Origin of the sequence: Rhodococcus sp. 2G (genome assembly GCF_001886355.1) — a bacterium.
Taxonomy (GTDB): domain Bacteria; phylum Actinomycetota; class Actinomycetes; order Mycobacteriales; family Mycobacteriaceae; genus Rhodococcus; species Rhodococcus pyridinivorans.
On record NZ_CP018063.1, the window covers coordinates 4,350,912 to 4,377,745 of the forward strand.

Sequence of the window (26,834 nt, forward strand, 5' to 3'; positions counted from 1 at the left end):
AGGGCGCAGGGTGGCTGCGCCCTTCCCGATCCGGCTACTCGCTCGACCAACTCCGCGGTACCGGCACTCCGGTGGGTACTCGCGTCCGTCGATTGCCGTGCGCGCCGGCGAGTTGCGGTCCGGTGAGATACAGCGCGAGGGACAGATCGGCGTCCTCCACCCGCGCGCCGCGGAGATCCGCGCCGAGCAGGTCCGCTCCCGCGAGGTCGCATTCTCGGAGGTCGGCGCCGATGAGCAGTGCATTCCGCAGGTCGGCGCCGCACAACCGGTAGGCACGCAGATCGGTGCCGACGAGGTCGGCGCCCGGGACGAGATCGGGATTCATCCGTCCGTCGTCCGCGAAGTACGAAGCCCGCACCTCCGCACTGACCTCCATGAGGACCGATCGAACGGATGCACGCATCTCGTCGGTCTCGAGGGACTCGAGTTCGTCCACGCTCCGGCGGGTCTGGGAGGCAAGAGATTCGACGAGCTCCCGCGCGTCGTCGGCGATATCCGGATCGTAGGTACGTTGCTGGGCTTCGAGCAGGTGCCACATCATCTCGTGCAGTTCTTTCACAACGGCGAATGCCGAGAACATCCCGTCGCGGGTCTCGGGTCGGTCCCGCCAACTCACGCCGGCGAACAACCGCTGGGAGACCACCTGTCCCGCACCGAAACAATCGAAGACAGTGCAGCCGCGGAAGCCGCGGGACGACAGCGTCTCATGGATGGTGCACGAGAAGGACGCATCGAGATGCCGGCACGGCGACCCGGCAGGCTTGTCCTCGGCGAAATCCGAAGACCTCATGAATGCGAAAGCCGTGCAACACAATGCGAAGCAACGGCTGCAGTCACCCCGAAGTTCGGATCGGTGACCGGTCGGTGATGGGGACGAGTGACGTGATGGGATGAGCATGTGAACTCCGAGAGTCGATTCCGATGCATGACGGGACCGGGGAACCCTGGCGCGGGTTCCCTCTCGGGGCACACGGAATCACCGCCGCCTGCAAGCGCGGTTCGCGGACGGCGCGGGACATCTGTCTCACGGATACACGGTGCTGATCACTGGCCACGACGATACCGGTCGGCACGCGCGGTGTCAGCGGGCCGGACTGCTGTCGTCGAACCTCGGGAGGACCCCGAGTTCAGACGCTCGCCTCGCGCGACCCCCCCTGCGTCAGGGAGAAGCGCAGCAACTCGCCGAGGGCGTCACGACTACGCGTCAGGCACGCGATCCGGCCGTCGAGGTCCTCGCCCGGACGGCGCCGGAACCGTCTCCGTGATCCGGGCAGCGGCCGATGACTTCGCGGGGTTCACGGGGTCTTCCTCTTCGTACCGGTCGATCGGGATGTGAGGAGAAGAAAGTGGGCCAGTTGCTGCGAGTGCAGAACTTTTCGGTGTCGAGCGACGGCATCGGTGCGAGGGAGGACCAGAGCTTCGAGAGTCCCTTCGGTCTGGATCCGGGTCCGATGTTCGAGTGGGCCGGCGCCACGGCGAGTTGGCACCTGCGGACCGAACCCGGCGGGAGCCGCGGGCTCGACGACTACTTCATCCGGGACTTCTCCTGCAATATCGGCGCGGAGATCATGGGACGCAACAAGTTCGGTCCTCAGCGGGGTCCGTGGCAGGACCACGAATGGCAGGGTTGGTGGGGTGACGAGCCGCCGTTCCATACCCCCGTGTTCGTTCTGACCCACCACGAACGTCCGTCCTTCACGCTCTCCGACACCACCTTCCATTTCGTGAACGGTGAACCGGCCGCGGTGCTCGAACAGGCTCGCGCCGCCGCGGAGGGCAAGGACGTCCGACTCGGAGGTGGCGTCTCCACCATCCGTGAGTTCCTCGAGGCCGATCTGGTCGACACCATGCACGTCGTGGTGGCGCCGGTGCGGTACGGCACCGGTCTGAAGCTCTGGGAATCCCCGGACGAGCTACGAGACCGTTTCCACCTCGAGGTCGTGCCCAGCGCGAGCGGGGTGGTGCATCACCTGTTCTGGAGGAAGTGAACGCCCGCGACCGGCGCATAATGGGAGATGGGGGTAGGAGGTCGTCATGCGTGCTCTGAGTGGCCTACTGGATGTCGTGCTCGGACTTCTCACCGCCCTGCTCGGCACCGTTCTGGGGATCGTCGCCGCCGTGGTGATGCTCCTGGGTGCGGTGTTGTGCGTGACGATCCTGCTGATCCCACTGGGCATCCCCGTCATCCGGCTCTCCCGCCGGCTGTTCACCCTCGCCGGGAAGATGATGCACGTGCCGTGACGTCCCGCGACGAATCGACTACGAGGCGCTCGACCGTCTCGTGAGGCGCTCGGGCATGTCGTCCACCGGCTACGGAACCTCTTCGGAGCGGCCCCGCATTTTCGAGGAATGCGGGGCCGACTCTTGCAGCCGTCACGATGTCATGCGCCTCTACCTGTGCAAATAGCCTGAGCATCCTCTCAGTTGCCGTACATACCCTAGGGGGGTATGGTATCCGGCAGGACGACCGACGCGACAAGGACGACTCCGATGCCGAATACCCCGAGCGAGACCGTGCACACCGATGCCGTCGCACACGACGACGCGCATCAGCACAGCTATATCGCCAACAACACCAAGGCCGACTACCTCAAGCGACTGCGTCGCATCGAGGGGCAGGCCCGCGGTCTGCAGCGGATGGTCGAGGAAGAGAAGTACTGTATCGACATCCTCACGCAGATCGCGGCGATGAAGAAGGCCCTCGAGGCCGTCGCGCTCGGTCTGCTCGACGAGCACATGGCGCACTGCGTGGCCGGTGCCGTGCGCGCCGGCGGCGACGAGGCCGACCTCAAGTTGAAGGAAGCCAGCGACGCCATCGCGCGACTCGTCCGTTCCTGATCGTCCAGACCCGTTCACGACCCGTATCCGAGGAGTTCCCATGAGCCGGACCAGCACCTACACCGTCACCGGCATGACCTGCCAACACTGCGTCGCGTCGGTCACCGAAGAGGTCCAGGAGATCCCGGGCGTCGAGAATGTCGCGGTCGATCTGGCCACCGGTGCCGTCACCGTCACGAGCGCCGAGTCCCTCGACGATGCCGCCGTCGCGGCCGCCGTCGAGGAGGCCGGCTACAGCCTCGCATGAATACCCCGGCCAAGCTCACCGGCTTCGTCACCGCCGTAGCCGCGGTCTTCGGTATCGCGCTGCTCGTCGGCGCGACCATCGGCCCGGTGGAAGAGCAGACCGAGGATCCGACCGCGAGCGCCCACGACGCCGGGCACGGTGATGACACCGCCACCGGCAGCGCCGCGGAAACACCTGCTGTGGAAGAGATCCCGGGAGGTCTGATGACGTACCGGAACGGTTATGTCCTCGCACTCGCCGAGACCGACCTCGAGTCGGGCGAGGACAGGAACCTGACATTCGCGATCAACGGTCCCGACGGCGCGCCGGTGACCGACTTCGACGTCACCCACGACAAAGAGCTGCACCTGATCGCCGTGCGCCGCGACTTCACCGGCTTCCAGCACGTCCATCCCGTGCTCGACGAGAACACCGGCATCTGGTCCGTCGACGTCGACCTCACGCCCGGCACGTGGCAGGTCTTCACCGACTTCACACCCACCGGGGGAGAGGCGCTCACGTTGGGCACCGACCTCGCGGTGGCAGGCGAATTCGTTCCTGCCGCACCGCAGGCCGACAACCGCACCGCAACCGTCGACGACTACGAGGTCACCCTCGACGGCGACCTGTCGTCGGGTAGCGACGCGATGCTCACCCTCACCGTGAGCAAGGACGGCCGGCCGGTCACCGACCTGCAGCCCTATCTCGGTGCCTACGGACACCTGGTGGCGCTGCGCGGCGGCGACCTCGCCTATCTCCACGTCCACCCGGACGGGACACCCGGCGACGGCACCACTCGATCCGGTCCCGAGGTCGTCTTCCACACCTCCGTCCCGAGTGCCGGCACCTATCACCTCTATCTCGACTTCCAGCACGACGGAGTGGTTCGCACCGCGGCCTTCACCCTCACCGTCGGAGGCACCGGCGAGGTGCAGCCGGGGCCCGGCGCACACGGTGACCACAGCCATTCCGGCCGCTGACGGCCCATTCTTCCGAGGAGACGCACATGACCACGCAGAGTCAGCCGGTCGCCGCCGAATCGATCGAACTCGCCATCACCGGCATGACCTGCGCATCCTGCGCCAATCGCATCGAGCGCAAGCTCAACAAGCTCGACGGCGTCACCGCGACCGTCAACTACGCCACGGAGAAGGCGAAGGTCAGCTACCCCGACGACGTGACACCCGAGGATCTCGTCACGGTCGTCGAACAGGCCGGCTACGGCGCCGCACTGCCGCCGCCGCCCGCACAGGCGGTGGGGCGGTCCGATGACGTGCCCGAATCCGATCCCGTTGCGCCGCTTCGTCACAGGCTCGTCGTTTCGGCGATCCTGACGGTGCCGGTGATCGCGATGGCGATGATCCCGGCCCTGCAGTTCACCAACTGGCAGTGGCTTTCGCTCACCCTCGCCGCACCGGTGGTGGTGTGGGGTGCCTGGCCCTTCCACCGCGCGGCGTGGATCAACCTGCGTCATGGCACGTCCACCATGGACACGCTCGTGTCGCTGGGAACCCTTGCCGCCCTAGGGTGGTCGGTCTACGCCCTGTTCTGGGGAACGGCGGGTGAACCGGGGATGGTCCACCCGTTCGAGTTCACCATCGCGCGGGGCGACGGCAGCGGCAACATCTATCTCGAGGCCGCGGCCGGTGTCACGACGTTCATCCTCGCCGGGCGCTACTTCGAGCAACGGTCGAAGCGACGTGCCGGCGCCGCCCTGCGTGCCCTGCTCGAACTCGGAGCCAAGGACGTCGCGGTCCTCGGACCGGACGGGACCACCGAGACCCGAATTCCGTTGGAGCAGTTGGAGGTCGGAGATCTGTTCGTCGTGCGCCCGGGCGAGAAGATCGCCACCGACGGTGTGATCGAACGGGGCACGTCGGCGGTCGACGCGTCGATGCTGACCGGTGAATCGGTTCCCGTCGAGGTCGGTGTGGGCGACAGTGTCGTCGGCGGAACGGTCGACGTCGGTGGACGACTTGTGGTGCGCGCGACCCGCGTGGGCTCCGACACCCAGCTCGCGCAGATGGCGAAGCTGGTGGAGGACGCCCAGAACGGCAAGGCTCAGGTGCAGCGTCTGGCCGACCGGATCTCCGGCATCTTCGTGCCGATCGTGCTGCTGATCGCCGCCGGCACCCTCGGTTTCTGGCTCGGCACCGGCAACGGGCCCGCGGCGGCCTTCACCGCGGCGGTCGCCGTGCTGATCATCGCCTGCCCCTGCGCCCTCGGCCTGGCCACCCCGACCGCGTTGATGGTCGGTACCGGTCGCGGCGCTCAGCTCGGCATCCTCATCAAGGGCCCCGAGGTCCTCGAATCGACCCGCTCGGTCGACACCGTGGTCCTCGACAAGACCGGCACGGTCACCACCGGCCGGATGACCCTGCGCGAGGTCGTCGCCGACGACGGTGAGAACGCCGACGAGGTGCTGCGGTACGCCGGGGCACTCGAGTCGGCGTCGGAACACCCGATCGCACGTGCCGTCGGTGATGCGGCCGCGGACAGGTTCGGCGGTCTGCCCGAGGTCGAGGACTTCACGAACGTCGAGGGTCTCGGTGTCCAGGGAGTGCTCGTCGACGGCGACACGAGCCGCGCGGTGCTGGTGGGTCGTCCGACGCTGCTGGCCGACTGGTCGCAGCACCTCTCCGAGAAGCTGCAGCGGGCGTTCGAGCAGGCGCAGAAGTCCGGCGGCACGGCCATCGCCGTCGGCTGGGACGGGAAGGCCCGTGGCATCGTCGTCGTCGCGGACGCGGTCAAGCCGACCTCCGCGCAGGCAATCGCCGAACTGCGGAAACTCGGGCTGCGTCCGATCCTGCTCACCGGCGACAACGCCGCCGTCGCCCACACCGTGGCGGCCGAGGTCGGCATCGACGAGGCCGACGTGATCGCCGACGTGCTGCCCACCGACAAGGTCGACGTGGTCGAGCGACTCCAGCGCGAAGGCGCGGTGGTCGCGATGGTCGGCGACGGTGTCAACGACGCCGCGGCGCTCGCCCGCGCCGACCTGGGCCTGGCGATGGGCACGGGCACCGACGTCGCGATCGAGGCGAGCGACCTGACGTTGGTCCGCGGCGACCTCATGGTCGCGGTCGACGCCATCCGGTTGTCGCGCCGGACGCTGACGACGATCAAGGGCAACCTGTTCTGGGCGTTCGCATACAACGTCGCGGCACTGCCGCTGGCGGCCGCGGGCCTGCTGAACCCGATGCTCGCCGGTGCCGCGATGGCGTTCTCGTCGGTCTTCGTGGTCTCCAACAGCCTGCGACTGCGACGGTTCCGCGCACACGCGGCCTGACCGCTTTCGGCTGCAGGGAGGAGGACGGCCTGTCAGGATCGGATCCATGACACAGCAGTCCTCCTTCCGTGCCCTGGTCGTCGACGACACCGACGACGGCCAGGTGGCACAGTTCCGCGAACTGACCGACACCGACCTTCCCGACCACGACGTCCTCGTCGAGGTCGAGTACTCCTCGCTGAACTACAAGGATGGTCTCGTGATCGCGGGACCGCAGAAGATGGCGCGACGCACCCCGCTGGTCGCCGGAGCCGATCTCGCCGGGACCGTCCTCGAGAGCAGCAATCCCGACTGGAAGCCGGGCGACCGCGTCGTCGTCAACGGCTGGGGTCTGTCCGAGACCCAGTCGGGCGGGTACACCCGGCGCCAGCGTGTGAAGCCCGAATGGCTCGTGCGCATCCCCGACGCCTTCTCCACCCGCGACGCCATGGCCATCGGCACCGCCGGCTACACGTCCGCCCTGTGCCTCGACGCGCTCGAGCGGTACGGGATCGCATCGGACGCTGAACTGCTCGTCACCGGCGCGGCCGGTGGCGTCGGGTCGATCGCCGTCGCCCTAGCCGCTGCCGCGGGACACACGGTCGTCGCCGCGACCGGCCGTCCCGAGACCCACGACTTCCTGAGCGAACTCGGTGCGTCGTCGTTCGTCGACCGCGCCGAACTGCAGGGCAAGGGCCGGCCCCTGGGCAAGGAACGCTGGGATGCCGCGGTGGACGCGGTGGGCGGTTCGACGCTCGTGAACGTGCTGTCGCAGATCCGCTACGGCGGTGCCGTCGCCGCGTGCGGTCTCACGGAGTCGCCGTCGATGCCCGATGCCACGGTGATGCCGCACATCCTGCGCGGCGTCGCCTTGCTGGGCGTCGACTCGGTGATGGCGCCGGCTCCGCTGCGCCGGTCGGCATGGGATCGTCTCGCCCGCGATCTGCCTGCGAGCACCCTGGATTCGCTATCGCGGGTCGAACCGCTCTCGGACGTCCCGCGACTCGCCGAGGAGATCCTCGCGGGCAAGGTGCGCGGCCGGGTGGTCGTCGACGTCAGCGCCTGAGAACGGTTCCGGAGAACGACCGGTGGGCAGCCACTTCGACAAGTGACTGCCCACCGGGCCGAGACGGACGGACGCTACGAGGACGCGTGGACCTCGCGCTCGTTGGGCACGCAATGCGTCATCTGTAATCCGGTCACATCACGGGGACCGTTCTTGCCGAGATTCGCTGCGCGTTGCAGTTCGTCCTCGTCGAGGGTCTGGCTCTGCAACGGAGGTAGATCCCGTACGTCGTCGGCACTGATACCGAGTCCGTCGCCGACGCGTTGTCCGAGCTCGTCGTCGCACATGAAGAAGTGCCACACCATCCGCTCCTGCACGTCGCGGACGGCCTGCCCGATACCGTCGACGAGGTTCTTCACCAGGTCGTCCTTCTCCCACTGCTCCATGAGCTGGTAGCGCTGACCGGCCTGCTCGTAGTCGTTGGTACGCGGAATACGTTTGCGCGTGAGACGACCCCGGATCTCCGGCCCCTGCTCGTCGTGGGTCGGGGACTCGGCCTCGCGCAGACCGCCGGTGATGGACGGTTCGTAGTTCACGTGCGGGTTGTCGCCGACATCGTCGACGCCGTATGCCATCGGTCCGCCCTGCTGATTGGTGGCCACGTGGGCGTTCTTCGCCGAGTTGACCGGAAGTTGCAGGTAATTGGGACCCACCCGGTAACGCTGCGTGTCGGAATAGGAGAACGTGCGTCCTACGAGCATCTTGTCGTCGGAAAAGTCGAGTCCGTCGACGAGGACGCCGGTGCCGAAGGAGATCTGTTCGTTCTCGAGGAAGTGGTTCTCGACGTTGCGGTCGATCACCATCCTGCCGACCGGCATGGCGGGGAATTCGTTCTCCGGCCAGACCTTCGTGTCGTCCAGGGGGTCGAAGTTCAACTCCGGATGGTCGTCGTCGCTCATCATCTGTACGCGCAGTTCCCATTCGGGATGGTCACCGCGCTCGATGGCCTCGTACATGTCCTTGCTGGCATGCCCGAGATCGTGCGCCTGAATGGCCGCCGCGTCGTCCTCGGTCAGGCTCTTGACACCGATCTTCGGAATCCAATGGTATTTCACGAGGTGTGTCACGCCCTCTGCGTTGACCCACTTGTAGGTGTTGACCCCGAAGCCCTGCTGAGTCCGGTAGTTGGCCGGAATGCCCCGGGGACTGAACAGATTCACCAGCATGTGCATTGCTTCGGGGGTCTGCGACATGAAGTCGAAGATGCGTGCGGGTTCCTGCCGGAAAGTGACGGGGTCGGGCTTCAGCGAATGGATGACGTCGGGGAACTTGATCGCGTCGCGAATGAAGAAGACCGCGAGGTTGTTTCCGACAAGATCCCAGTTACCGTCCTCGGTGTAGAACTTGACCGCGAAACCTCGCGGATCGCGGGCGGTTTCCGATGAGTCGCGTCCACCGATGACCGTGGAGAGCCGGATGGCGACGTCGGTCCGCTTCCCCGGCTCGGCGAAGAGTTTCGCGCGCGTGTAGTTCGTGATGGGTTCATCGCCCCATTTCCCGGTGGCTTCGAAATATCCGTAGGCGACGAAACCGCGCGCGTGCACCACTCTTTCCGGAATGCGTTCTCGATCGAAATGGCTGATCTTTTCGAGGAACTGATAGTTCTCCAGCGTCGCGGGTCCGCGTGGGCCCACCGTCCTCTGGTTCTGGTTGTCGTATACGGGATGGCCCTGGCGGTTCGTCAACACACGTCGGTCGTCTCTCCGGGCCGGGCCCTGCGACGAAACATCGGTCACGGTGTTCTCCCCTCGGATGCAGTTGATGGGCTTTCTCGTAATCGAGTTGTCGACCGTCCTGTGCGGGGGCGACATCCTCTCACTATTACGTTCTTTCCGGGTTCTCGTCGGCCTTTCGCGAACAACAACCCGGATGCCCGACAACCGGCGCACCGTCTACACGATCAACTCGCGGTCTCCGCGTTCGGCAGTTGTTTCGGTGAGGCGGAGTCCGGATCGGTCCGCCGACCGAAGGCGAGCCAGAGCAGGAATCCGAATCCGGCCGTGACGTAGAGCGTGCCGAGCAGGTGCTGCCATGCGGCCCAGCCGAGTTCGAGATCGCCTCCCGTGGGGAACAGGTGGTGCGGGCCGATCAGGAAAACGAGCGCGACGCCGACGGCGATCGCGGTGAGTCTCTGCGCATCGGTTGCGCGCCACGCCGCTAGTGCGAGGGCCAGCAGTGCCGGCGCGACCCACACCCAGTGGTGCGACCACGACACCGGCGACGCCAGCAGCACGGCCGTCGCGTTCGCGAACAGGGCGAGCACGAGATCGCCCTGCTCGAGGGCACGGCGGATGGCCACCACCGCGACCAGCAGCATCACCGCGACGGCCAGCAGCCACAGCACGGAAGCCATGAGTTCGGGCGGCCCGAAGCGGGAGATCACGGCCTTGAAGGACTGGTTGGTGGCGAAGTACGCCGCGCCGATCCGGCCGGTGTCGGGCAGGGTGTCCAGCCAGTACTTCGCGGAGGTCGCGGGCATCACGGCGAATGCGAGGGCGGTGAACCCGAAGGTCGACGCGATGATGGTGGCACTGGTCCGCCGGTCGCGCCGCAGCAGGAACAGCAGCAGGAACGCGATGGGCGTGAGCTTGACGGCGGCGGCCAGTCCGATCAGCATTCCGCGCGGCCACTTCGGGGTCTTCACCAGGACGTCGAGGGCGACGAGCGCCATCAGGACGAGGTTGATCTGCCCGAACGAGATCGTCTCACGCACGGGTTCGAGCAACAGTGCTCCGGCGACCGCGACCGCGGTGACGATCCACGCCGTCCGCGCCTCGAAGTCCGGACGGAGCCGGTCCAGCACGACCCGTAGGGTGACGACGAGCGCGGCGACCGAGACGAGGGTGAAGACGATCTTGCCGAACGTCACGGGGATCAGCGCCAGGGGAGCGAAGAGCATCGCCGACAGCGGCGGGTAGGTGAACGGCAACGCGAAGTCATCGGTCACCGGAGGCATCTGTCCGTAGATGTCGGCGCCGTCGAGCAGGACCCGCGCGCCCATCCGGTAGACCAGGAAGTCGATGAGTTCGCTTCGGACGAGGATCGCGATGAGCACACCCGCGGAGACGAGCGACGCGATCACCGCGACGGCGGTACCGCGAGATCCGGTGAGGAACGGAGGCGTCGTCGAACCGGTCGGAGTCAGCCGTGATTGTCGCACCCGGCAACTTTAGTCAATTCCGATATTCGTTCCGGTCCGACGTGGGGAACGCCATACGGCCGAAATATCACGAATCGACAGGACGCAGCAGGTCGGGGTTGTTGTTCCGCGGCGAATTGACCGCTGTGCTCACCTCGTACGGTTCGAGGGTCGGTTCGGGAATCGAATTCAGCAGGGCGTCGACGTCGTCGCGGTTCTTCAGGTCGGGATCGAGCCACGGATCGACGAAGGTGTCGGGCAGGATCACCGGCGACCGTTCGTGGATGTGCCCGGCGGCGTCGGTCGCCGGACGGGTCAGCACGGTGCACGTCCACAACCAGCGGTCGGGATGGTCCTCCGGCAGCTCCGGGTCCGGCCACAGCTCGTAGAGCCCGGCCATCGAGATCGGCCCGTCCGCGTGCAGAAAGAACGGGATCTTCTTCCCGTCCTCACCCTTCATCCACTCGTAGTATCCGTCGGCCGGCAGCACGCACCGCCGCTTCGCCGCGGCCGCCTTGAAGGCCGGCTTCTGGGTGATGGTCTCGGACCGGGCGTTGATCATCCGCGACCCGATCTTCGGGTCCTTCGCCCAGAACGGCACGAGCCCCCACTTGATCTGCGAGGACACGATGCGGCTCGGCTCGGCATCCGGGTCCTCGCGTGGCGCCCGCTCGAGCACGACGTTCACGCGCTGGGTGGGGGCGATGTTGTACGACGGGGGCAGTTCCTCACCCACTGCCTCGACGGCGTCGTAGGCCGCGAGCAGATCCCCACGGGTACTGGTGCTGGCATAGCGTCCACACACGATGCATCTCCCGTCGGCGACTCCGGAGCGACGATTCGATTCTCTCTCATCGATCGCTCCGGAGCGGATCGCTCGGACGGAGACGGAGCGGGGGCGCTCCATCGGAGACAGCGTGGATCGCTCAGACGGCGACCTCGACCCCCAGTGCCTCGAGCAGGGTGCGGCGGTACTCCGCGATCTCGACGACGTGATCGGCTCGCGGATGCGGCAGGTCGATGGTCAGTTCGACGGCGAACGAGCCGTGGTCGAGCACGAGCACGCGGTCGGCGAGAGCGATGGCCTCGTCCACGTCGTGGGTGACGAGCAGGACCGCGGGCCGGTGCTTGGCGCACAGTTCCTGCAGCAGTCCGTGCATCCTGATCTTCGTCAGTGCGTCGAGGGCACCGAACGGTTCGTCGGCGAGCAACAGTTCGGGTTCGCGCACGAGCGACCGCGCCAGCGACACCCGCTGCTGTTCACCCCCGGACAGCTCGGTGGGCCAGGCCTTCTCGCGTCCGGCGAGCCCGACCTCCGCCAGGGCCGTGCGGCCGCGCTCGGCGGCGTCGTCGCCGTCGAGGCCGAGGATCACGTTGTCGAGCACCCGCGCCCAGGGCAGCAGTCGCGAGTCCTGGAAGACCACCGCCCGCTTCTGCGGCACCTCGAGGGTGCCAGAACCGGGCACGCCGTGGTCGAGTTCGGCCAGGGCACGCAACAGGGTGCTCTTGCCCGAGCCGCTGCGGCCGAGCAGTGCCACGAACTCGCCGGGGGCGATCTCGAGGTCGATGTTGTTCAGCACCGCACGTCCGTCGAAGCCGCGGCTCAGTCCCCGGGTGCGTACGGTCAGTTGCCGATCGTCCTGCGCCATGCCAGCGCCTTCCTCTCTGCCGCACGGACCAGCAGGTCGCTGCCGAATCCGAGGATCGCGTAGACCACCAGTCCGACGATGATGATCTCGGTCATGCCGTAATTGCGGGCCTGGTACATCAGATAGCCGATACCGCTCGAAGCGTTGACCTGCTCGACGACCACCAGGGCCAGCCACGAGATGGTCACCGCCAGGCGCAGGCCGGTGAAGAAACCGGGCAGCGCCCCCGGCAGGGCGATGCGCCGGACGAACTGGGCGCGGGACAGATCCAGCGTCTCGGCCAGTTCGACGTAGCGGGCGTCGATGCCGCGCAGCGCCGAGTAGGTGTTGATGTAGACGGGGACGAAGACCGACAGGGCGATGAGCAGGATCTTCATCTCCTCGCCGATGCCGAACCACAGGATCGCCAGCGGCATCAACGCCAGGGTGGGGATGGAGCGCTTGATCTGCACCGGTCCGTCGATCAGCGCCTCACCGATGCGCGACAGGCCGGCGGCCAGTGCGAGCACCAGTCCGAGGACGACGCCGATGACCCCGCCGATCAGGGCGCGCTGGACGGAGGTCCACAGGTTCGACTGCAGTCGCCCGTCGCCGATCAGTTCCCATGTGGTGGTGACGACCGTCCACGGCGCCGAGAGGGTCTTCGGATCGAGTACCCCGGTGGCCGAGGTGACGATCCATGCCACCAGCAGCAGCGCCGGGCCGATCGCCAGGCCGAACTTGATCGGCTTGCCGGGAGCGAGGCGGCTGCGGGTTGTGCGCGGCGACAGGTCGGCCGTCGCGCCGGAGTCGGGCTTCTGGTCGGTGTCGGCGTCACCGGCCAGGCCACTGCCGAAACGCCGGGGTTCGACGGAGACGCTCATGGCTCCAGTCCTTTCGTCGGTTCGATCAGACGCCGGACAGTGCGAAGTCGCCGGTGGCGCCGCCCGGTGCGAAATCACCGGTGGCACCGGACAGGGCGAGTTCGTGTGCGTACTGGCTCTCCGGACGCGGCAAGCCGTAGTGGTCGCGCAGGGTGGTGCCGGTGTACTCGGTCCGGAACAGGCTGCGCTCCTGCAGGATCGGCACCACCTGGGAAGCGAACGCCTCGAGGCCCTGCGGGTACTGCGGCGGCATGATGTTGAAGCCGTCGGCGGCGCCGTTGGTGAACCACTCCTCGATGATGTCGGCGATCTGCACCGGCGTGCCCGCGACGACGTTGTGGCCGCGTGCGCCGGCGAGCTTGTGCAGCAGCTGACGCAGGGTCGGCTGTTCGCGCTCGACGATCTTCGCGAAGACCAGGCGGCGGCTGTTGTTGTTGTCGGTGATGTCGCCTGCGCCGGCGAACAATTCGACCGGCACCTTCTCGTCCAACTCGAGCCGGGACACGTCGATGCGGCCCATCTTCTGGAGCTGCCCGAGACCGTATTCGACGATGGTGAGTTCGTTGAACTCGCGATGCAGTTCCTTCGCTTCGGCCTCGGTTGCGCCGATGAACGGGCTCAGGCCGGGAAGGATCTTCACGTGATCGGGGTTGCGTCCGAATGCTGCTGCGCGGGTCTTGATGTCGGTGTAGAAGGCCTGGGCGTCCTCGATGCGCTGGTGCGCGGTGAAGATCGCCTCGGCGTAGGTCGACGCGAAATCGCGGCCGTCGTTGGAGGATCCGGCCTGCACGAGCACCGGGCGCCCTTGCGGCGAGCGGGCCGAACCGAACGGGCCGCGCACCTTGACGTAGTCACCCTCGACGTCGATGCGGTGGATCTTGTCCGGGTCGGCGTAGACGCCGGCGGTCTTGTCGAGGACGAGTGCGTCGTCCTCCCACGAATCCCACAGCTTGATCGCGGCGTCGACGAATTCGCGTGCCCGGGCGTATCGTTCGTGCACGTCGGGGTGTTCGGTGTACCCGAAGTTCGCTGCCGCTGCGTCGGTCGCGGTGGTGACGATGTTCCAGGCGGCGCGGCCACCGGAGATGTGATCGAGCGAGGAGAACAACCGGGCGAGGTTGTAGGGCTCGTAGTAGGTGGTCGACGCCGTGGCGATCAGCCCGAGATGCGTGGTGACCGTGGCCATCGCGACCAGCGTGGTGATCGGTTCGAGGCCGTAGTCCGGACGGTATTTCACCTCGGTGCGCAGAGCCGGACCGTCGGCGAAGAACACCGCGTCGAGTTTCGCGCTCTCCGCGAGGCGGGCGAGTTCCTGGAAGTAGGTGACGTCGTAGAGACGCTCGGGCACGCTGCCGGAATGGCGCCACGAGGCCTCGTGGTGGCCGGTCGGGTAGATGAAGGCGTTGAGGTTGAGTTGGCGGTTCGTCATGTCGGATTCCCCTCGGAAGGTCAGCTGCGGGTGTGGGAGGCGCCGGTCTCGGCGACCGCTTCGGTGACGACCTCGTCGAAGCGCAGATCGAAGGCGTCGGCGGCGTCGACGGGCTTGGGCAGTTCACCGGCGGCATCGATGACGTCGATGGTGTGCTGCTGGGTCGCGATGAGCTCCTCGTCGAGGTGCGGGAAGGTGGTGATCCCGGAGGTGTCGAGGATGCGCTCGCCGGCCTCGGCCGTCAGGCCCTGGCTCTTCACGAAGTAGGTGTCGATGTACGCGTCGCGGTTGTTGTCGGCCCAGTCGACGGACGTGATGTACGCGGTGACGTAGGCGCGGACCGCTGCGGCGGTCGCCGGGTCGGACAGGGCCTTCTTGCTCGAGTAGAGGTACGAGATGCCTTCGCTGAGGTCCTCGATCTCGGGGCGCGGCAGCGACGTCGCACCCGGGGTCTGCATGTACCGGGAGAAGACCGGCTCGCTCATCGGGGCGGCGTCGATCTGGTTGGAGCGCAGTGCATCCGGGAAATCCGGCAGCGACATCGACACGAGCTCGACGTCGTCGACCGACAGGCCTGCCTTGTCGAGACCGCGGAGCACGAAGGCCTGCTGCGAGGTGCCCTCGGCGTAGCCGATGCGCTTGCCCTTCAGGTCCGCGAGCGTCGTGATGTCCGAAGCGTTCGGGGCGATGCCCATGTTGAGGCTGTTGTTCGTCTGCATGGCCGCGACGACCTGCACGTCGTCACCGGCGACCAGCGACTGGACGGTCATGATCTCGCCGGCCCACGCGACGTCGACCGCGTCGGCGCGGAAGGCCTCGAGGATCGCGGGCGCGCCCTGGAAGGTCGCGAACTCGTACTCGAACGGCAGGGCGTCGAGTTGTCCGGAACCGGTGAGGAGGGACAGCTGTCGCTCACCCTGGTCGGCGATGACGAGCTTGGTGCCCGCCGGGATCTCCGTGGGCAGCGCGCTGTCGGAAGCGAGGCCGTCGCCCGAGGAACCGGAGCTACATGCCGCGACCGCGGTCAGAAGGAGCGCGATGACGGCCGTCGATCCGGCACGACGTAGACGGGGCATGGACTTCCTCACGGTACTGGCGATGGGGAGCGAACTTCGACGGCGTCGAAGTCGTCACCGATCCTGTGCGATCCGTCGGCGGGGGACCAGGGTTTGCGTCAGCATGAGCGAAAGGTCCTCGATCCGGCCCATCGGTGCTGTTCGCGGGCCGATATCGCCGGTATCCGCACATCGCGGCGGTTACCGTGCGAGGAGAACCGGAGGCGGGAGGTGGTGCGCATGGGTGCGGACGGTCGGCACATGTCGCAGCCGGATCTGATGTCGTGGCGGATGGAGAAGGACCCCGTCCTGCGGTCCACGATCGTCGCGGTGGCTCTGCTCGACCGGTCACCCGACCAGGAGCGCTTCGTCCGGATGATGGAGCGCGGAACACGTGCGGTGCCGAGCTTCCGCCGCAAGCTCGTCGAATCCCCGTTCGGGCGGACCCCACCGCGATGGGTGGACGACCCCGACTTCGACCTGTCCTGGCATCTGCGGCGCATCGCGCTCCCGCATCCCGGGGGACTGGACGCCGTGCTCCCGCTCGTGCGCGCCGCGGCGATGTCGGCCTTCGACAAGGACCGTCCCCTCTGGGAGGCGACGATCGTCGACGGCCTCGCCGACGGTCGCGCCGCGATCGTTCTCAAGGTGCACCACTCGCTCACCGACGGCATCGGCGGCATTCAGATCGCGAACGAGATGGTCGACTTCGAGCGCGACGGTACCGACCGCGGGCCACTGCCCGAGGATCCGCCGACCTCGGCTCCGGCGTCGGCCCTCGCCGATTCCGTGGGTTGGTACCTCTCGACGGCCGGCGAGATGGTGGGGAGGGGTGTGCCGTGGCTCGTGCGTTCCGGTCTGAGGTCGGTGACGAATCCGGTCGCGGCGCTGCGCAGCGTGGTGGACACGACCCGCTCGACGGCCCGGTTCGTGCAACCGGTGTTCACGACGCTGTCCCCGGTGATGGTCGGCCGCAGCACCGTCCGGGAGGTCGCGGCCCTCGATATGCCGCTCGACGCTCTGCGGCAGGCCGGACGGGCAGCGGACTCCTCGCTCAACGACGCTTTCCTGGCCGGAATCCTGTTGGGGCTGAAGCACTACCATTCCCGGCACGGCGCGCAGGTCGCCGAACTGAGGGCGACGCTGCCGATCAGTCTCCGGCGCGAGAGTGACGCGATCGGAGGAAACCGGATCACCCTGGCGCGGTTCGCTCTTCCCCTCGATGTCGCCGATCCGGTCGCGTCGATGCACCGGGTGGACCGGATCGTCCGGTCGTGGCGGGACGAACCGGCCGTGCCGCTCTCGTCCGCCATCGCGGGTGTGCTCAACGTGCTCCCGGCCGGTGTGCTGGGTGGGATCCTCGAGCACATCGACTTTCTCGCGTCGAACGTCCCGGGTTCCCCGATCCCGCTGTACATGGCCGGGGCGGAGGTGCTGAGGTACTACCCGTTCGCTCCCACCGTCGGCTCGGCCGTCAATATCACGCTGATGTCGCACACGAGCCACTGCTGCATCGGAATCAACGCAGACTCCGCCGCCGTCCCCGACCTGCCCGTCCTCGTCGAGTCGCTGGTGGAGGGCTTCGGCGACGTGCTCGCGGTGGGAGGCGAGGGCACGCGCATCGAGGTCTCGCTCTCCGCTACGACGACCGCGCAAACCTGATCGTCAACCCAAGGTTGACGAAAACCATGCGTCAACTTAGAGTTGACGCATGGAACCCATTCGGCCGTCCCATCCCATCCGGCTCGACGACCTCATCGATGCGATCAAGAAGGTCCACGACGATCCGCTCGAACAACTCTCCGATGCCGTCATCGCGGCCGATCACCTCGGTGAGGTCGCCGATCACCTGATCGGCCACTTCGTCGACCAGGCCCGACGGTCCGGCAAGTCGTGGTCGGAGATCGGCCAGAGCATGGGCGTGTCCAAGCAGGCAGCCCAGAAACGGTTCGTCTCGAAGAGCGACAACGACCTCGACCCCGAGCAGGGGTTCTCGCGATTCACCCCGCGCGCGCAGAACACCGTGATGGCGTCGATGAACGAAGCGCGTGCCACGGGAAGCCCCGAGATCACGCCCGTCCATCTGATTCTCGGTCTGCTCGTCGACACCGAGTCGCTCGCCGCCCGCGCACTCGCGGCCCAGGATATCGACTTCGCGGCGCTGCGCTCGGCCGCCGTGGCGACGCTCCCCGAACCGTCGAGCGACGTCCCCGAACTCATCCCGTACGACGCGGGTGCCCGCAAGGCCCTCGAGCTGACCTTCCGCGAAGCCCTGCGACTCGGGCACAACTACATCGGCACCGAGCACATCCTCCTCGCGCTCCTCGAACTCGAGAACGGCGACGGCGTGCTCTCGGCGGCCGGCGTGAACAAGAGCGCCGTGGAGAAGAAGGTCGCGGAGGATCTCGCCGCGATCGTCGAGGCGCAGAAGGCCGAGGACGGCGAGGCCGGGTCGTAGCACCGGGCAGGACCTGCGCGCCCCCGGCGCGGGCACGTCCCCTGCGGCCAGGTTCGCCGACGGCCCCCTCGGGGTACGTCGAAGTCATGAACACACGTCACGCATGTCTCGTCGCGGGCTTCTCCGTCGCCACGCTCGTGGCTGCCGGGTGCAGCAGCGACGAACCGTCCACCGACACCGAGACCACCGTCGAGACCCCACACACTTCGCTCACGACCACCACCACCGATTCCATGCCCACGCCGCTGCCCGGGATGAGTGGCGACGCCTTCGGGCTCCCGAACGAGGGAGGCGACGACGACAATGCCTTCACCTACGACGAAGCGGCCGTGCCGGTCGGCGCGACCTTCGACGTCGAATCCGAAGAGGAGAACGGCCGGACCACCGTCACCCTCAGGGTGATGGGTCTGCAACCCGATCGGGACTTCGGGGCGCACGTCCACACCCGGCCGTGCGGGCCGAACCCGTCCGATTCGGGGCCGCACTACCAGAACCGGGTCGACCCGGCGGCGAACCCCGACTCCCCGTCCACCGATCCCGCCTACGCCAATCCGCAGAACGAGATCTGGCTCGACATCACCACCGACGCGCAGGGCAACGCCGAGGCGTCCACGACCGTCGACTGGGAGTTCCGCGACGGCGAAGCCAACTCGGTGGTGCTCCACGCACAGCACACCAAGACCGCACCGGGTGAGGCCGGACAGGCCGGCGACCGGCTCGCCTGCATCGACGAGGACTTCTGACCCGACGGCCCCGCCGCCGCGTTTGGCCGCCGTCCTTCCGGGTAGCCGTGGAAAAGACGTGTCCAGCCCCGACGACAGCACACGAATCGGAGTTCCCATGCCCGCCGACACCCCGAAGATCCCCGGTGTTCCCTCGTCCACCGTGCCACCCGTGGAGGAACCCACGACGCCCACGACTCCGCCCGAGCCCAAGCCCGATCAGGCGGAGCCCGAGGTCAGGACGGCCACCGGCACTCCCGCGGATCTGCCGCGCGGCCGTGCCCAGCAGGGCGAGTACCTGACGACGGCTCAGGGGGCGCGGCTGACGGATACCGACCACTCGCTCAAGGCCGGTCGGCGCGGGCCGATCCTGTTGCAGGATCATCACTTCCGCGAGAAGATCACCCACTTCGACCACGAACGCATCCCGGAGCGCGTGGTGCACGCCCGCGGCGCCGGTGCCCACGGCGTCTTCCGCGCGACGGGTGCCGCAAGCTCGATCACGCGTGCCCAGTTCCTCCAGAAGGACGTGGAGACACCGGTGTTCGTGCGGTTCTCGACGGTGCTCGGTTCCCGTGGCTCGGCCGACACGGTGCGCGACACTCGTGGCTTCGCGACGAAGTTCTACACCGAGGAAGGCACTTTCGACCTCGTCGGCAACAACATCCCGGTGTTCTTCATCCAGGACGCCATCAAGTTCCCGGACGTCGTCCACGCGGCCAAACCGCACCCGGATCGCGAGATCCCGCAGGCACAGAGCGCTCACGACACGTTCTGGGATTTCGTCTCGCTCCACACCGAGGCCACGGCGCACACGATGTGGAACATGTCCGACCGCGGCATCCCGCGCTCCTACCGCATGATGGAGGGCTTCGGCGTCCACACCTTCCGTGTGGTCAACGCCGAGGGTGATACCGCGCTGGTGAAGTTCCACTGGAAGCCGCGGCTCGGCGTGCATTCGCTGGTGTGGGAGGAAGCCCAGCTCATCAACGGCTTCGATCCCGACTTCCACCGCCGCGACCTCGCCGACGCGATCGAGGCCGGTGCCTACCCCGAATGGGATCTCGGCGTACAGGTCTTCCCGGACACCCCGGAGCAGGTCTTCGAAGGCATCGACCTGCTCGATCCCACCAAGATCGTCCCCGAGGAACTCGCGCCCGTGCAGATCATCGGCACGATGGTCCTCAATGCCAACCCCACCAATTTCTTCGCCGAGACCGAGCAGGTCGCCTTCCACCCGGGCCATCTCGTCCCCGGCATCGACGTCACCGACGATCCGCTGCTGCAGGGCCGCCTGTTCTCGTACCTCGACACCCAGCTGACGCGACTCGGCGGACCGAACTTCGGGCAGATCCCGATCAACCGTCCGCACGCACCCGTCAACGACATGTTCCGCGACGGCTTCCATCAGCACGCCGTCCACACCGGTGTCGCTCCGTACAAGCCGAACTCGCTCGACGCGGGATGCCCGTTCATGGCCGGTGTCACCGAGGGTGCCTTCGTCGACCTGCCGGTGGAGGTACCTGCGGCGAAGAAGGAGCGTGAGGTCTCCCGGTCGTTCGACGACCACTACACGCAGGTCCGCCAGTTCTACCTGAGCCTGTCGGAGATAGAGCAGGACCACGTGGCCTACGCCTACACCTTCGAGCTGGGCAAGTGCTACGAGCAGTCCATCAAGGAGCGGCAGCTGCAGATCCTGGCGAACATCGACACCGGGTTGTGCGAGAAGGTGGCGGCCGGTCTCGGTCTGCCCGCTCCGAAGCCGACCGTCGAGGTCTCCGATCTCCCGCAGAGCCCCGCGCTGGCGCAGGTCGGCAAGACGTGGCCCGTGCAGGGCCGGTTGATCGGCATCGTCGCCGACGACACCACCGACGTCGATCAGGTGCTCGCGGCCGTGCAGGCCGTGGACGCGGCCGACTGCGTCCCGCTGGTCGTCGCCCCGCACGGCGGGATGCTCGGGGGAGTCGTGCCGATCTCGCGCACCTTCCTCACGGCCCGCTCGATCGAGTTCGACGCGGTCGTTCTGGCCGCTGCACCCGCAGATAAGAGGGTGCAGATCCTCGTGGACGAGACGTTCCGCCACCAGAAAACCTTGGCGGCGTGGGGTCCGGGAGCTGCGGCACTCGAGGGTCTGGCGGCACCGGGTGTCGTCGTCGCGGACGATCCCCAGACGGCGGTTACGCAGGTGCTCGATCTGCTCGGTACCCACCGGGTGTGGCAACGAGACACTTTGTGACAGACGTCACCTGAGGCGGGCTTACGGTTTCGGGTGCCCCAAGTTATTCTTTCGTTACCTCTGGCCGCAGCTGATTCTTATCGCTGCGGCCAGTTGTTATTTACGGGCCGTTCACCTCGAGGTCAGCGCTGCCCGATCCCAGAGACGATGCGCCGGATACGCAGGTCGTCGGCCAACTCGACGCGCGCGTAGCGGGCCTGCTCGTCGGCGTCCGCGGATGCGAGGTCGTGGGCGGCGGTAATGCGAGTCGCGAGCACGTCCGGCGACCAGTTGTACGCCTCGGGCGGGATCTCGAGGGCGACGATGCGGCCGGTCGGGGTGACGCTGATACGGATGCCGTGGACCGATCCGTTGCCTACTATCCGTTCGATCGTGTCCTGCACACGCCTGACGGTGACAGAGAGTTCTTCTGGATACGTCAACACGGTTCCTTTCTCACCAGCCCGGGTAGGCGGGGAGAGTTTCGGGTGGGGTGGGGGAGATGATGGTTTCGGAACTTCTGTAGGGCGGCAAGCTGGGTTCGATGCTGCGACCCCATGCTTCGCATCGATACATCGTTTCGCCCGAGTCGCCCCCGAAGTCGATTCTGAGTCCGGTATCGGTGAACAGATCTTCCGTAGGAGCGGACCATTGGTGCTCGGTGGTGGGGAGAGAAGTCAGGTACTGATCGCTTGGTGTCGGTGGTTCCGGGTCGTGCCTGTGGAGTTGCTCTTCGCGCCGATGTTCCTCGGTGTCACGGGTGAACTCGACAAATTCCTCCTGCCCGGAAAATTGGTTGATGCGATAGTCGCCGTCTCGGACCCTGATGCCCACCTTCGACCATTGGGTGCACACGGTTGCTTTGAACCCAGCCGCCGTATCGAGCACCTGGAGGATGTGCGCCCGAAATGTTCCGACGAGGGATGTTTCCAGCGCAGTTGGGACTTTGCGTGCGTAGGAAGGGACGAGTGCTCCGGCGAACCCGGGATAGGCGGTATCGAGTCCGCCGTAGTGGGCGATAATCATGGATTCGTACGCGGCTCGGGTGAGGATGCTGCGTTGATCCGCAAGGTCGATTCCCGGTTCTGCGGACCACACGAAGGTGGAACTTCGGACCTGTCCGGGTGGTTCGTACTCGGCGGTGATGATGGTCTGGGGCGCAACCGGTGCCGGCGCTCGATCGGGTGTGCAGCTTGCAAGTAGGAATGATCCGACAAGGAATGCTATTGCAGCGCAAATAATTCGGTTCATGTGCTCACCAGCCCGGGTAGGCGGGCAGGGTTTCGGGTGGGGTGGGGGAGACGAGAAACTCGGCCCCGTCATCGGGCACCCCCGGCTCGATGCTGCGTCCCCACTCTTCGCAACGTTTCTTGGCATCGCCGAGATCTGCGCCGAAACTGATCAACCACTCGGTGCCCGCGAAGACGTCCTCCGTCGGCGCAGACCATTGGTGAGTCGCGTCGGCGATGGGAGGAGATGGCGGGCGGGGAGTGGTGCTCGGTGGGACGTTGGGTCGGACCCGGGCGAGGTCGCGATCCTCAGCGGTGGGGTGGTTGAACTCGACTCTCTCTTCGATGGCCGAGCCATGCACAGTGTGATACTGGCCGTCGTCTCTTCGCACTGCATAGTGTGAGGGCTGAATGCAGACGGTCGCGTTGAAACCCTTTTCTGTCTGATGCACCTGAAGAAGGTGCGCTCGGATCGTGCCCACTAGCGCGCGCGTAGCGATGGTATTTATCCTGCGCGCATACCTGGGATCGATCGCATTGCTGAATCCTGGGTAGGTTGTTTCGATACCTCCGTAGAATGCGATCATCATCGATTCGTGCGATGCCCGGATCAATTTTCCACGGTTATCCAGCAGATCAATTCCGGGCTCCGCCGACCAGACGTAGGTCGCGTTGCGAACCTGCTCCGGCGCTTGGTATTCGCTCGCGTCTACGGGAAGGGAAGGGGATTGCTGCGGTGCCGGCTCGGTTTCCGACGTGCATGCGACAAGCATGAAAACGACTAGAGTGGTAACGAGTTTCCGGTTCCCCCGCGGGCACGTTGTTGTCATGCGCCGTAGTTCCACCTTTCTCCTCCGGCCGGAACAACATCGTTTACGAGCACATCGCGAAATCCGTCGGTGCCGTCCCTCTGGTCTGCATAGACGATATTTCGGAGGTCACCCGCTCCGTTCGAGGCAGATCCGAGATACATGTCCTGGGACCCGTAATCGATCCCGTTTTCCGAAATGATGCTGGCAGCTTGATTCGTCAGGACGTGTTCATCGGCTTTGGTGCGTTCAGGGATGGTGTGACCCTCTGCCTGGCTGAAGGGCATGTCCGCTGGATCCACTCTTCCGGCGTCGACCAACGCATTGAGCATGTTGTATCTCCGAGTATTTTCGGCGCCCGTCTCCGTCAGATACATTTCGGAATCGAACCCCTCGACCCCCGACGGATGCCCCACGTATTGCCCTTCAGCATCGACGATTTCGGATTGCAACAAAACCCCTGTCGAGTACACGAGCGGACCCGTGACCACGCCACCCGGCAACGCCGTCACCGCACCGGTGACGAGGGTTTGGGCCACGGCATACGCGTCTGCTCTGGACTGGTTCCGGTTGTCGATCGCCGCCTGCTCGACCAGCTTCTCGTTCTCGTAGGTGCTGCTCAAACCGACCTCGACGAGGTTTTGCAACCGGCCCGAATACGTTCCGTAGCTGTACTTGTTCACACCGTCGAGTTGTTCGAGAGCGAACCGGCGGTCGAAATCGGTGGCCTGCGCGATTGCTGCACCGTTGAGAAGGGCACCTGCCGCAGGGTCGGTGTTCATGAGGGTGAATACGCGCGTCGCCGGGACGGGGCCGAGTTCACCGAAGCCGCTGGTGGCGGTGGCGTCGTCGACGGAACCGACCATGTCGCCGACGAACGGTGACAGGGCGGTCGCGAAGGAACGGACAGCAACAGGATTGACGTCACCTATGGTCAGGTCGGTTTCTTCCCGGAAGGCACCCGGCATATGGAGGAAACGGTTGAAGTTGTTGTCGGAGTTCCACTCCGATTCCGGCGCAGACAACACCTCGGCCAAACCGAAGGCTGCCTCGCCCGCACGTTCGGCTCGGATTACTGCGGCGGGGTCACCCGGGTCGGCGGGCAACGCGTCGGCAGCGATCCACTCCGTCAGGCCGGCCAGAGTTGCTCCGTCGTCGGCCCATTCGCGGGTGAGCAGCGGAACGAGCACCTCGTCCCTACTGAAGTCCGCAGGGCTGCCGTCGACGTCGGTGCCGGTGAGCAGGTGATACGACGTGTCGGTGTTCCGGGTGGCGAGGTCGAGGAATGTGCTTGCCGTGTGGTCGTAATAGGAAGGGTCGGGGGTGGGAATGATGTGGGGATCGGCGTAGGTGGGGATGCCCGCCATATATCCGGCGACCCGGCTCATCTCGATGCCCATCTCGGTTCCGGGTCGATACTGAGGGTTGGCCTCGCCGAGTATCGCGCCGAGTCGATCCAGCCGGTCCAGTGGTTCACCGGGGTGCTCGGCGTTCGGGTCGGGTTCGTAGCCGTATCGAATGGTGTCTCGGATGTCCTGCGGCACCGACTCCCACGACCCGCCGTATTCGGGATTCGAAAGGATGAGCAGACCGTTGCCGAGACCGTCGGCCCAGCGCGCCGCGTCGGGGTTGCCTTCGGCTTCCCATGTCTTGTACGTCTCGTGCAGGTTCGCCAGTTCGTCCTCGTCGAGGCTGTTGTAGAAGGCGTCGAGGTACTCGATGCTCGCACCCGACGGTAGCGACAGGGTGCGTCCGATGCGTTCGAGATCGGTATCGCGTGCAGCCCCGGATGCTAGGAGCGCAGCGTCGGCAGCACCGTCCGGAGCATCGATGGAATGTGTGTTCTGGGAACGGAATTCCCCGCCGAACGTGGAGAGCCGGATGCTGACCTGCTCGAGTCGGACGGCGGCGTCTCGATCCAGTTCGTCGAATGTGCGCACCGCCGATTTCAGTTGGACCTCGAAGTTCATGGCGGTGTCGTCGAGACCCGCTTGCACGACGAGGTCGGTCTGCGCGTCGCCCGTGTGGGTTCGGGGTGCCTCGACCCGCGCGTCGTCGTGGACGGTGAAGCCGGCTGCAACCGCGGTGTCGACGATTCCGACGACGGTGGCGCGGGCGGGAATGAGCGTGTTCGCAGCGTCGCGGAGGGCGTCGACCTGCTCGTCGACAGCGCGGTTGATGCCTTGGCCGGCCACCCGATCACTCCACGCACGTGCCGCGGCGGCCGCCCCGCCTTCACCGTCCCATCCACCGAATGTGGAGTCCACATTCCGGTCGACGCGGTGGGTCGACTCCCGGAATGTGTTGTTTGCGGACTCGACCGCGTCGGCAGCCGTGGTGAGCGCAGCCGGATCGAGCGAGCGGATCGCGGAAGGAGACCACATCTACGGGGCCGTTCCTTCGAAGTCGGATCCGACGGCCGCGAGTTGGCGGCTGAATTCCTCCTCGGCCACCTCGTAGTTCCGTGCGGCCGCTTCGGTGGCCTCGGCCATGCGTCGCAGGCAGTTGGCCATAGCGCGGTAGGCGGTGTCGAGTGGTGCTCCCGCGCGTCCGGCGACACCACCGACCGCTGAGGATGGCATCGCGCCCGCTACCGACTCGAGCGCCGCGGACGGTTCCAACGCGTAGATGGTCTCGGCTTCTCCCTCCAGGGCATAGGCCAGGCTCTTCAACGAGTCCGGGTCGACCTTCAGCGCTGACATCAGCTCACCAACTCCTGTCCGGCAGACGTTCCATCAGGGTTGGACGCAGCAGCGTGACGATCGGTTCCCTCGACCGGGTGATTTTCGGAACGTTTCAGGCGATGCGGCCGAATGCTGTGATGGAGGAGTCGCGGAGAGATGTCAGCCGGGACGCGGTCGCGATCCTGGCGACCGCCCGTGACGCGGGCACGAGGAGCTGGGTGCGGCGTCGACGGGCACGGTCATAGCGCTGCAGAGCGATCGGTACCGGATGCTCGGACAACAGCGTCGCGAGTGTCGTGGCGTCGACGATTGCTTCGCATGCGCCGCGGCCGAGATTCGGTGCCATCGCATGCGCCGCGTCGCCGATCAGTGCGGTGTTGCCGCGGACGTACGACGGGAGGCGGGGGGATTCGTACAGGTCGTGGTACATGACGTCGTCGGGGTCGAGGCGGCCGAGGATGTCGCGTACGCCGGGGTGCCAGTCGTGGAAGCGGCCGTACAGATCGTCGAGGGTGCCGCCGGTGCCTTCGGTGGTGCGGACGGCGGCGAACCAGTTGGTGAGGTCGCCGTCGCGGTCGGTGATTCCGAAGAGCGCGCCGGGACCCCAGGTTTCTCCATGGTTCGTGGTGGAGCCGCCGACCCAGCCGCGCCACGCTCCGTACCCGGTGTGCACGGGCCGGTAGGTCGGACCGAACACCTCGTCACGTACCGCACTGCCGATTCCGTCCGCGCCGATCATCACGTCGTATCCGGCGAGGGCCGTGAGCGGTGGCGCGGGGGCGTCGAACTTCACGATGTGGTCGGGGAGGCCGGACAGCAGGATGTCGAGGAGGGCGGGCCGGGAAACCATGACCGGTGCCCGGCGAAGGTCCCCGACGTGGGCGAGCACCACACCGTCCCAGCGTCTGAGCGTCGCGGAGCGCTGTGGCACGCCGAGTTGTTCCACCCGTCCGCCGACGCCGGCAACTTCGAGTGCGGCCAGGGCAGGAGGCCACATCCCGAGCGCGGTGCCGGTGCGCGGAGGCTCCGGAGATCGTTCGAACACGTCGATGTGCCATCCGTGGCGGAGGAGGGTGTTCGCGGCGGTGAGCCCTCCGATTCCGCCGCCGAGGATCGCTGCACTGCCTGGCTTCACGGTCATGTCATGACGGTACTACGTATGTAGTGGACAGTCACTACCCTTG

Annotated in this window: 25 protein-coding genes; 11 read left to right on the forward strand and 14 right to left on the reverse strand. The window is 66.5% G+C overall.

Features of this window, described 5'->3' with window-relative positions; all coding sequences use genetic code 11:
• Positions 1 to 34 precede the first annotated feature (34 nt).
• Positions 35 to 790 carry a pentapeptide repeat-containing protein gene (locus tag BO226_RS20690; RefSeq protein ID WP_231911987.1) on the reverse strand — a complete coding sequence of 252 codons (756 nt, stop codon included), beginning with the start codon at positions 788 to 790 and terminating at the stop codon, positions 35 to 37.
• A gap of 556 nt (positions 791 to 1,346) precedes the next feature.
• On the opposite strand from BO226_RS20690, the gene BO226_RS20695 reads away from it, so the two are divergent.
• The 7 genes from BO226_RS20695 (at position 1,347) to BO226_RS20725 (ending at position 7,398) form a co-directional block, all read left to right on the forward strand.
• Positions 1,347 to 1,988 (forward strand): dihydrofolate reductase family protein, encoded by a 642-nt coding sequence (locus BO226_RS20695; RefSeq protein WP_064256026.1) that lies wholly within the window; start codon positions 1,347 to 1,349, stop codon positions 1,986 to 1,988.
• Between the two features lie 46 nt (positions 1,989 to 2,034).
• Complete coding sequence (locus tag BO226_RS20700) at positions 2,035 to 2,241, forward strand: hypothetical protein (protein ID WP_006553307.1); 207 nt, start codon at positions 2,035 to 2,037, stop codon at positions 2,239 to 2,241.
• A 249-nt stretch (positions 2,242 to 2,490) separates the two neighbouring features.
• A complete protein-coding gene (locus BO226_RS20705; protein WP_024102573.1) occupies positions 2,491 to 2,838 on the forward strand; it encodes a metal-sensitive transcriptional regulator in 348 nt (115 codons plus the stop codon).
• 40 nt (positions 2,839 to 2,878) lie between these two features.
• Positions 2,879 to 3,085 (forward strand): heavy-metal-associated domain-containing protein, encoded by a 207-nt coding sequence (locus tag BO226_RS20710; protein ID WP_064256025.1) that lies wholly within the window; start codon positions 2,879 to 2,881, stop codon positions 3,083 to 3,085.
• The gene (locus tag BO226_RS20715) at positions 3,082 to 4,044 is read left to right on the forward strand and encodes a hypothetical protein (RefSeq protein ID WP_064256024.1); all 963 of its coding nucleotides are present in this window, start codon (positions 3,082 to 3,084) and stop codon (positions 4,042 to 4,044) included. Before BO226_RS20710 ends, BO226_RS20715 begins: the two co-directional genes overlap by 4 nt.
• Before the next feature lie 26 nt (positions 4,045 to 4,070).
• On the forward strand, positions 4,071 to 6,353 hold the full coding sequence (locus BO226_RS20720) for a heavy metal translocating P-type ATPase (RefSeq protein ID WP_064256023.1): 2,283 nt from the start codon (positions 4,071 to 4,073) through the stop codon (positions 6,351 to 6,353).
• A gap of 46 nt (positions 6,354 to 6,399) precedes the next feature.
• Positions 6,400 to 7,398 carry an MDR family oxidoreductase gene (locus tag BO226_RS20725; RefSeq protein ID WP_064256022.1) on the forward strand — a complete coding sequence of 333 codons (999 nt, stop codon included), beginning with the start codon at positions 6,400 to 6,402 and terminating at the stop codon, positions 7,396 to 7,398.
• Positions 7,399 to 7,472: 74 nt separating this feature from the next.
• Here BO226_RS20725 and BO226_RS20730 read toward each other — a convergent pair whose 3' ends face one another.
• The 7 genes from BO226_RS20730 to BO226_RS20760 form a co-directional block, all read right to left on the reverse strand.
• Entirely contained in the window at positions 7,473 to 9,134 is a 1,662-nt protein-coding gene (locus BO226_RS20730) for a catalase (RefSeq protein ID WP_071935978.1), read from the reverse strand.
• A gap of 164 nt (positions 9,135 to 9,298) precedes the next feature.
• On the reverse strand, positions 9,299 to 10,558 hold the full coding sequence (locus tag BO226_RS20735) for a glycosyltransferase 87 family protein (protein ID WP_041803504.1): 1,260 nt from the start codon (positions 10,556 to 10,558) through the stop codon (positions 9,299 to 9,301).
• A gap of 67 nt (positions 10,559 to 10,625) precedes the next feature.
• A complete protein-coding gene (locus tag BO226_RS20740; protein WP_064256098.1) occupies positions 10,626 to 11,342 on the reverse strand; it encodes an SOS response-associated peptidase in 717 nt (238 codons plus the stop codon).
• Between the two features lie 121 nt (positions 11,343 to 11,463).
• Entirely contained in the window at positions 11,464 to 12,186 is a 723-nt protein-coding gene (locus BO226_RS20745) for an ABC transporter ATP-binding protein (RefSeq protein ID WP_019290435.1), read from the reverse strand.
• Positions 12,162 to 13,049: an ABC transporter permease gene (locus tag BO226_RS20750; RefSeq protein WP_064256020.1), complete on the reverse strand. Its 888-nt coding sequence runs from the start codon at positions 13,047 to 13,049 to the stop codon at positions 12,162 to 12,164. Before BO226_RS20750 ends, BO226_RS20745 begins: the two co-directional genes overlap by 25 nt.
• Positions 13,050 to 13,074: 25 nt before the next feature.
• On the reverse strand, positions 13,075 to 14,478 hold the full coding sequence (locus BO226_RS20755) for an LLM class flavin-dependent oxidoreductase (protein WP_064256019.1): 1,404 nt from the start codon (positions 14,476 to 14,478) through the stop codon (positions 13,075 to 13,077).
• 20 nt (positions 14,479 to 14,498) lie between these two features.
• Complete coding sequence (locus BO226_RS20760; protein WP_064256097.1) at positions 14,499 to 15,554, reverse strand: ABC transporter substrate-binding protein; 1,056 nt, start codon at positions 15,552 to 15,554, stop codon at positions 14,499 to 14,501.
• 219 nt (positions 15,555 to 15,773) lie between these two features.
• On the opposite strand from BO226_RS20760, the gene BO226_RS20765 reads away from it, so the two are divergent.
• The 4 genes from BO226_RS20765 (at position 15,774) to BO226_RS20780 (ending at position 20,949) form a co-directional block, all read left to right on the forward strand.
• On the forward strand, positions 15,774 to 17,195 hold the full coding sequence (locus BO226_RS20765) for a wax ester/triacylglycerol synthase domain-containing protein (protein ID WP_064256018.1): 1,422 nt from the start codon (positions 15,774 to 15,776) through the stop codon (positions 17,193 to 17,195).
• A gap of 49 nt (positions 17,196 to 17,244) precedes the next feature.
• Positions 17,245 to 17,991 (forward strand): Clp protease N-terminal domain-containing protein, encoded by a 747-nt coding sequence (locus BO226_RS20770; protein ID WP_064256017.1) that lies wholly within the window; start codon positions 17,245 to 17,247, stop codon positions 17,989 to 17,991.
• Positions 17,992 to 18,077: 86 nt separating this feature from the next.
• Complete coding sequence (locus BO226_RS20775) at positions 18,078 to 18,734, forward strand: superoxide dismutase family protein (protein ID WP_064256016.1); 657 nt, start codon at positions 18,078 to 18,080, stop codon at positions 18,732 to 18,734.
• 97 nt (positions 18,735 to 18,831) lie between these two features.
• Entirely contained in the window at positions 18,832 to 20,949 is a 2,118-nt protein-coding gene (locus BO226_RS20780) for a catalase (protein WP_064256015.1), read from the forward strand.
• A 122-nt stretch (positions 20,950 to 21,071) separates the two neighbouring features.
• On the opposite strand, the gene BO226_RS20785 is transcribed toward BO226_RS20780, so the two are convergent.
• The 6 genes from BO226_RS20785 to BO226_RS20810 all read right to left on the reverse strand — a co-directional run bounded on the left by BO226_RS20785 (position 21,072) and on the right by BO226_RS20810 (position 26,791).
• A complete protein-coding gene (locus tag BO226_RS20785) occupies positions 21,072 to 21,332 on the reverse strand; it encodes a YbaB/EbfC family nucleoid-associated protein (RefSeq protein WP_064256014.1) in 261 nt (86 codons plus the stop codon).
• A gap of 52 nt (positions 21,333 to 21,384) precedes the next feature.
• Positions 21,385 to 22,026 (reverse strand): hypothetical protein, encoded by a 642-nt coding sequence (locus BO226_RS20790; protein WP_064256013.1) that lies wholly within the window; start codon positions 22,024 to 22,026, stop codon positions 21,385 to 21,387.
• 157 nt (positions 22,027 to 22,183) lie between these two features.
• Positions 22,184 to 22,930, reverse strand: coding sequence for a hypothetical protein (locus BO226_RS20795; RefSeq protein ID WP_024102586.1), 747 nt, complete (start codon positions 22,928 to 22,930; stop codon positions 22,184 to 22,186).
• Positions 22,931 to 22,983: 53 nt separating this feature from the next.
• Positions 22,984 to 25,350 carry a TPR repeat region-containing protein gene (locus tag BO226_RS20800; protein ID WP_064256012.1) on the reverse strand — a complete coding sequence of 789 codons (2,367 nt, stop codon included), beginning with the start codon at positions 25,348 to 25,350 and terminating at the stop codon, positions 22,984 to 22,986.
• Positions 25,351 to 25,668, reverse strand: coding sequence for a type VII secretion target (locus BO226_RS20805; RefSeq protein WP_039584141.1), 318 nt, complete (start codon positions 25,666 to 25,668; stop codon positions 25,351 to 25,353).
• A gap of 94 nt (positions 25,669 to 25,762) precedes the next feature.
• Positions 25,763 to 26,791 (reverse strand): FAD-dependent monooxygenase, encoded by a 1,029-nt coding sequence (locus BO226_RS20810; protein ID WP_064256011.1) that lies wholly within the window; start codon positions 26,789 to 26,791, stop codon positions 25,763 to 25,765.
• Positions 26,792 to 26,834 lie beyond the last annotated feature (43 nt).

Excerpts from the sequence above, each read along its gene's own strand:
- BO226_RS20795 (WP_024102586.1), bottom strand. The coding sequence starts at position 22,930 with ATGCTTGTCGCATGCACGTCGGAAACCGAGCCGGCACCGCAGCAATCC.
- BO226_RS20725 (WP_064256022.1), top strand. The coding sequence starts at position 6,400 with ATGACACAGCAGTCCTCCTTCCGTGCCCTGGTCGTCGACGACACCGAC.
- BO226_RS20755 (WP_064256019.1), bottom strand. The coding sequence starts at position 14,478 with ATGACGAACCGCCAACTCAACCTCAACGCCTTCATCTACCCGACCGGC.
- BO226_RS20770 (WP_064256017.1), top strand. The coding sequence starts at position 17,245 with ATGGAACCCATTCGGCCGTCCCATCCCATCCGGCTCGACGACCTCATC.
- BO226_RS20805 (WP_039584141.1), bottom strand. The coding sequence starts at position 25,668 with ATGTCAGCGCTGAAGGTCGACCCGGACTCGTTGAAGAGCCTGGCCTAT.
- BO226_RS20710 (WP_064256025.1), top strand. The coding sequence starts at position 2,879 with ATGAGCCGGACCAGCACCTACACCGTCACCGGCATGACCTGCCAACAC.
- BO226_RS20715 (WP_064256024.1), top strand. The coding sequence starts at position 3,082 with ATGAATACCCCGGCCAAGCTCACCGGCTTCGTCACCGCCGTAGCCGCG.
- BO226_RS20780 (WP_064256015.1), top strand. The coding sequence starts at position 18,832 with ATGCCCGCCGACACCCCGAAGATCCCCGGTGTTCCCTCGTCCACCGTG.
- BO226_RS20720 (WP_064256023.1), top strand. The coding sequence starts at position 4,071 with ATGACCACGCAGAGTCAGCCGGTCGCCGCCGAATCGATCGAACTCGCC.
- BO226_RS20760 (WP_064256097.1), bottom strand. The coding sequence starts at position 15,554 with ATGCCCCGTCTACGTCGTGCCGGATCGACGGCCGTCATCGCGCTCCTT.
- BO226_RS20765 (WP_064256018.1), top strand. The coding sequence starts at position 15,774 with ATGGGTGCGGACGGTCGGCACATGTCGCAGCCGGATCTGATGTCGTGG.
- BO226_RS20690 (WP_231911987.1), bottom strand. The coding sequence starts at position 790 with ATGAGGTCTTCGGATTTCGCCGAGGACAAGCCTGCCGGGTCGCCGTGC.
- BO226_RS20775 (WP_064256016.1), top strand. The coding sequence starts at position 18,078 with ATGAACACACGTCACGCATGTCTCGTCGCGGGCTTCTCCGTCGCCACG.
- BO226_RS20745 (WP_019290435.1), bottom strand. The coding sequence starts at position 12,186 with ATGGCGCAGGACGATCGGCAACTGACCGTACGCACCCGGGGACTGAGC.
- BO226_RS20750 (WP_064256020.1), bottom strand. The coding sequence starts at position 13,049 with ATGAGCGTCTCCGTCGAACCCCGGCGTTTCGGCAGTGGCCTGGCCGGT.
- BO226_RS20810 (WP_064256011.1), bottom strand. The coding sequence starts at position 26,791 with ATGACCGTGAAGCCAGGCAGTGCAGCGATCCTCGGCGGCGGAATCGGA.
- BO226_RS20800 (WP_064256012.1), bottom strand. The coding sequence starts at position 25,350 with ATGTGGTCTCCTTCCGCGATCCGCTCGCTCGATCCGGCTGCGCTCACC.
- BO226_RS20705 (WP_024102573.1), top strand. The coding sequence starts at position 2,491 with ATGCCGAATACCCCGAGCGAGACCGTGCACACCGATGCCGTCGCACAC.
- BO226_RS20700 (WP_006553307.1), top strand. The coding sequence starts at position 2,035 with ATGCGTGCTCTGAGTGGCCTACTGGATGTCGTGCTCGGACTTCTCACC.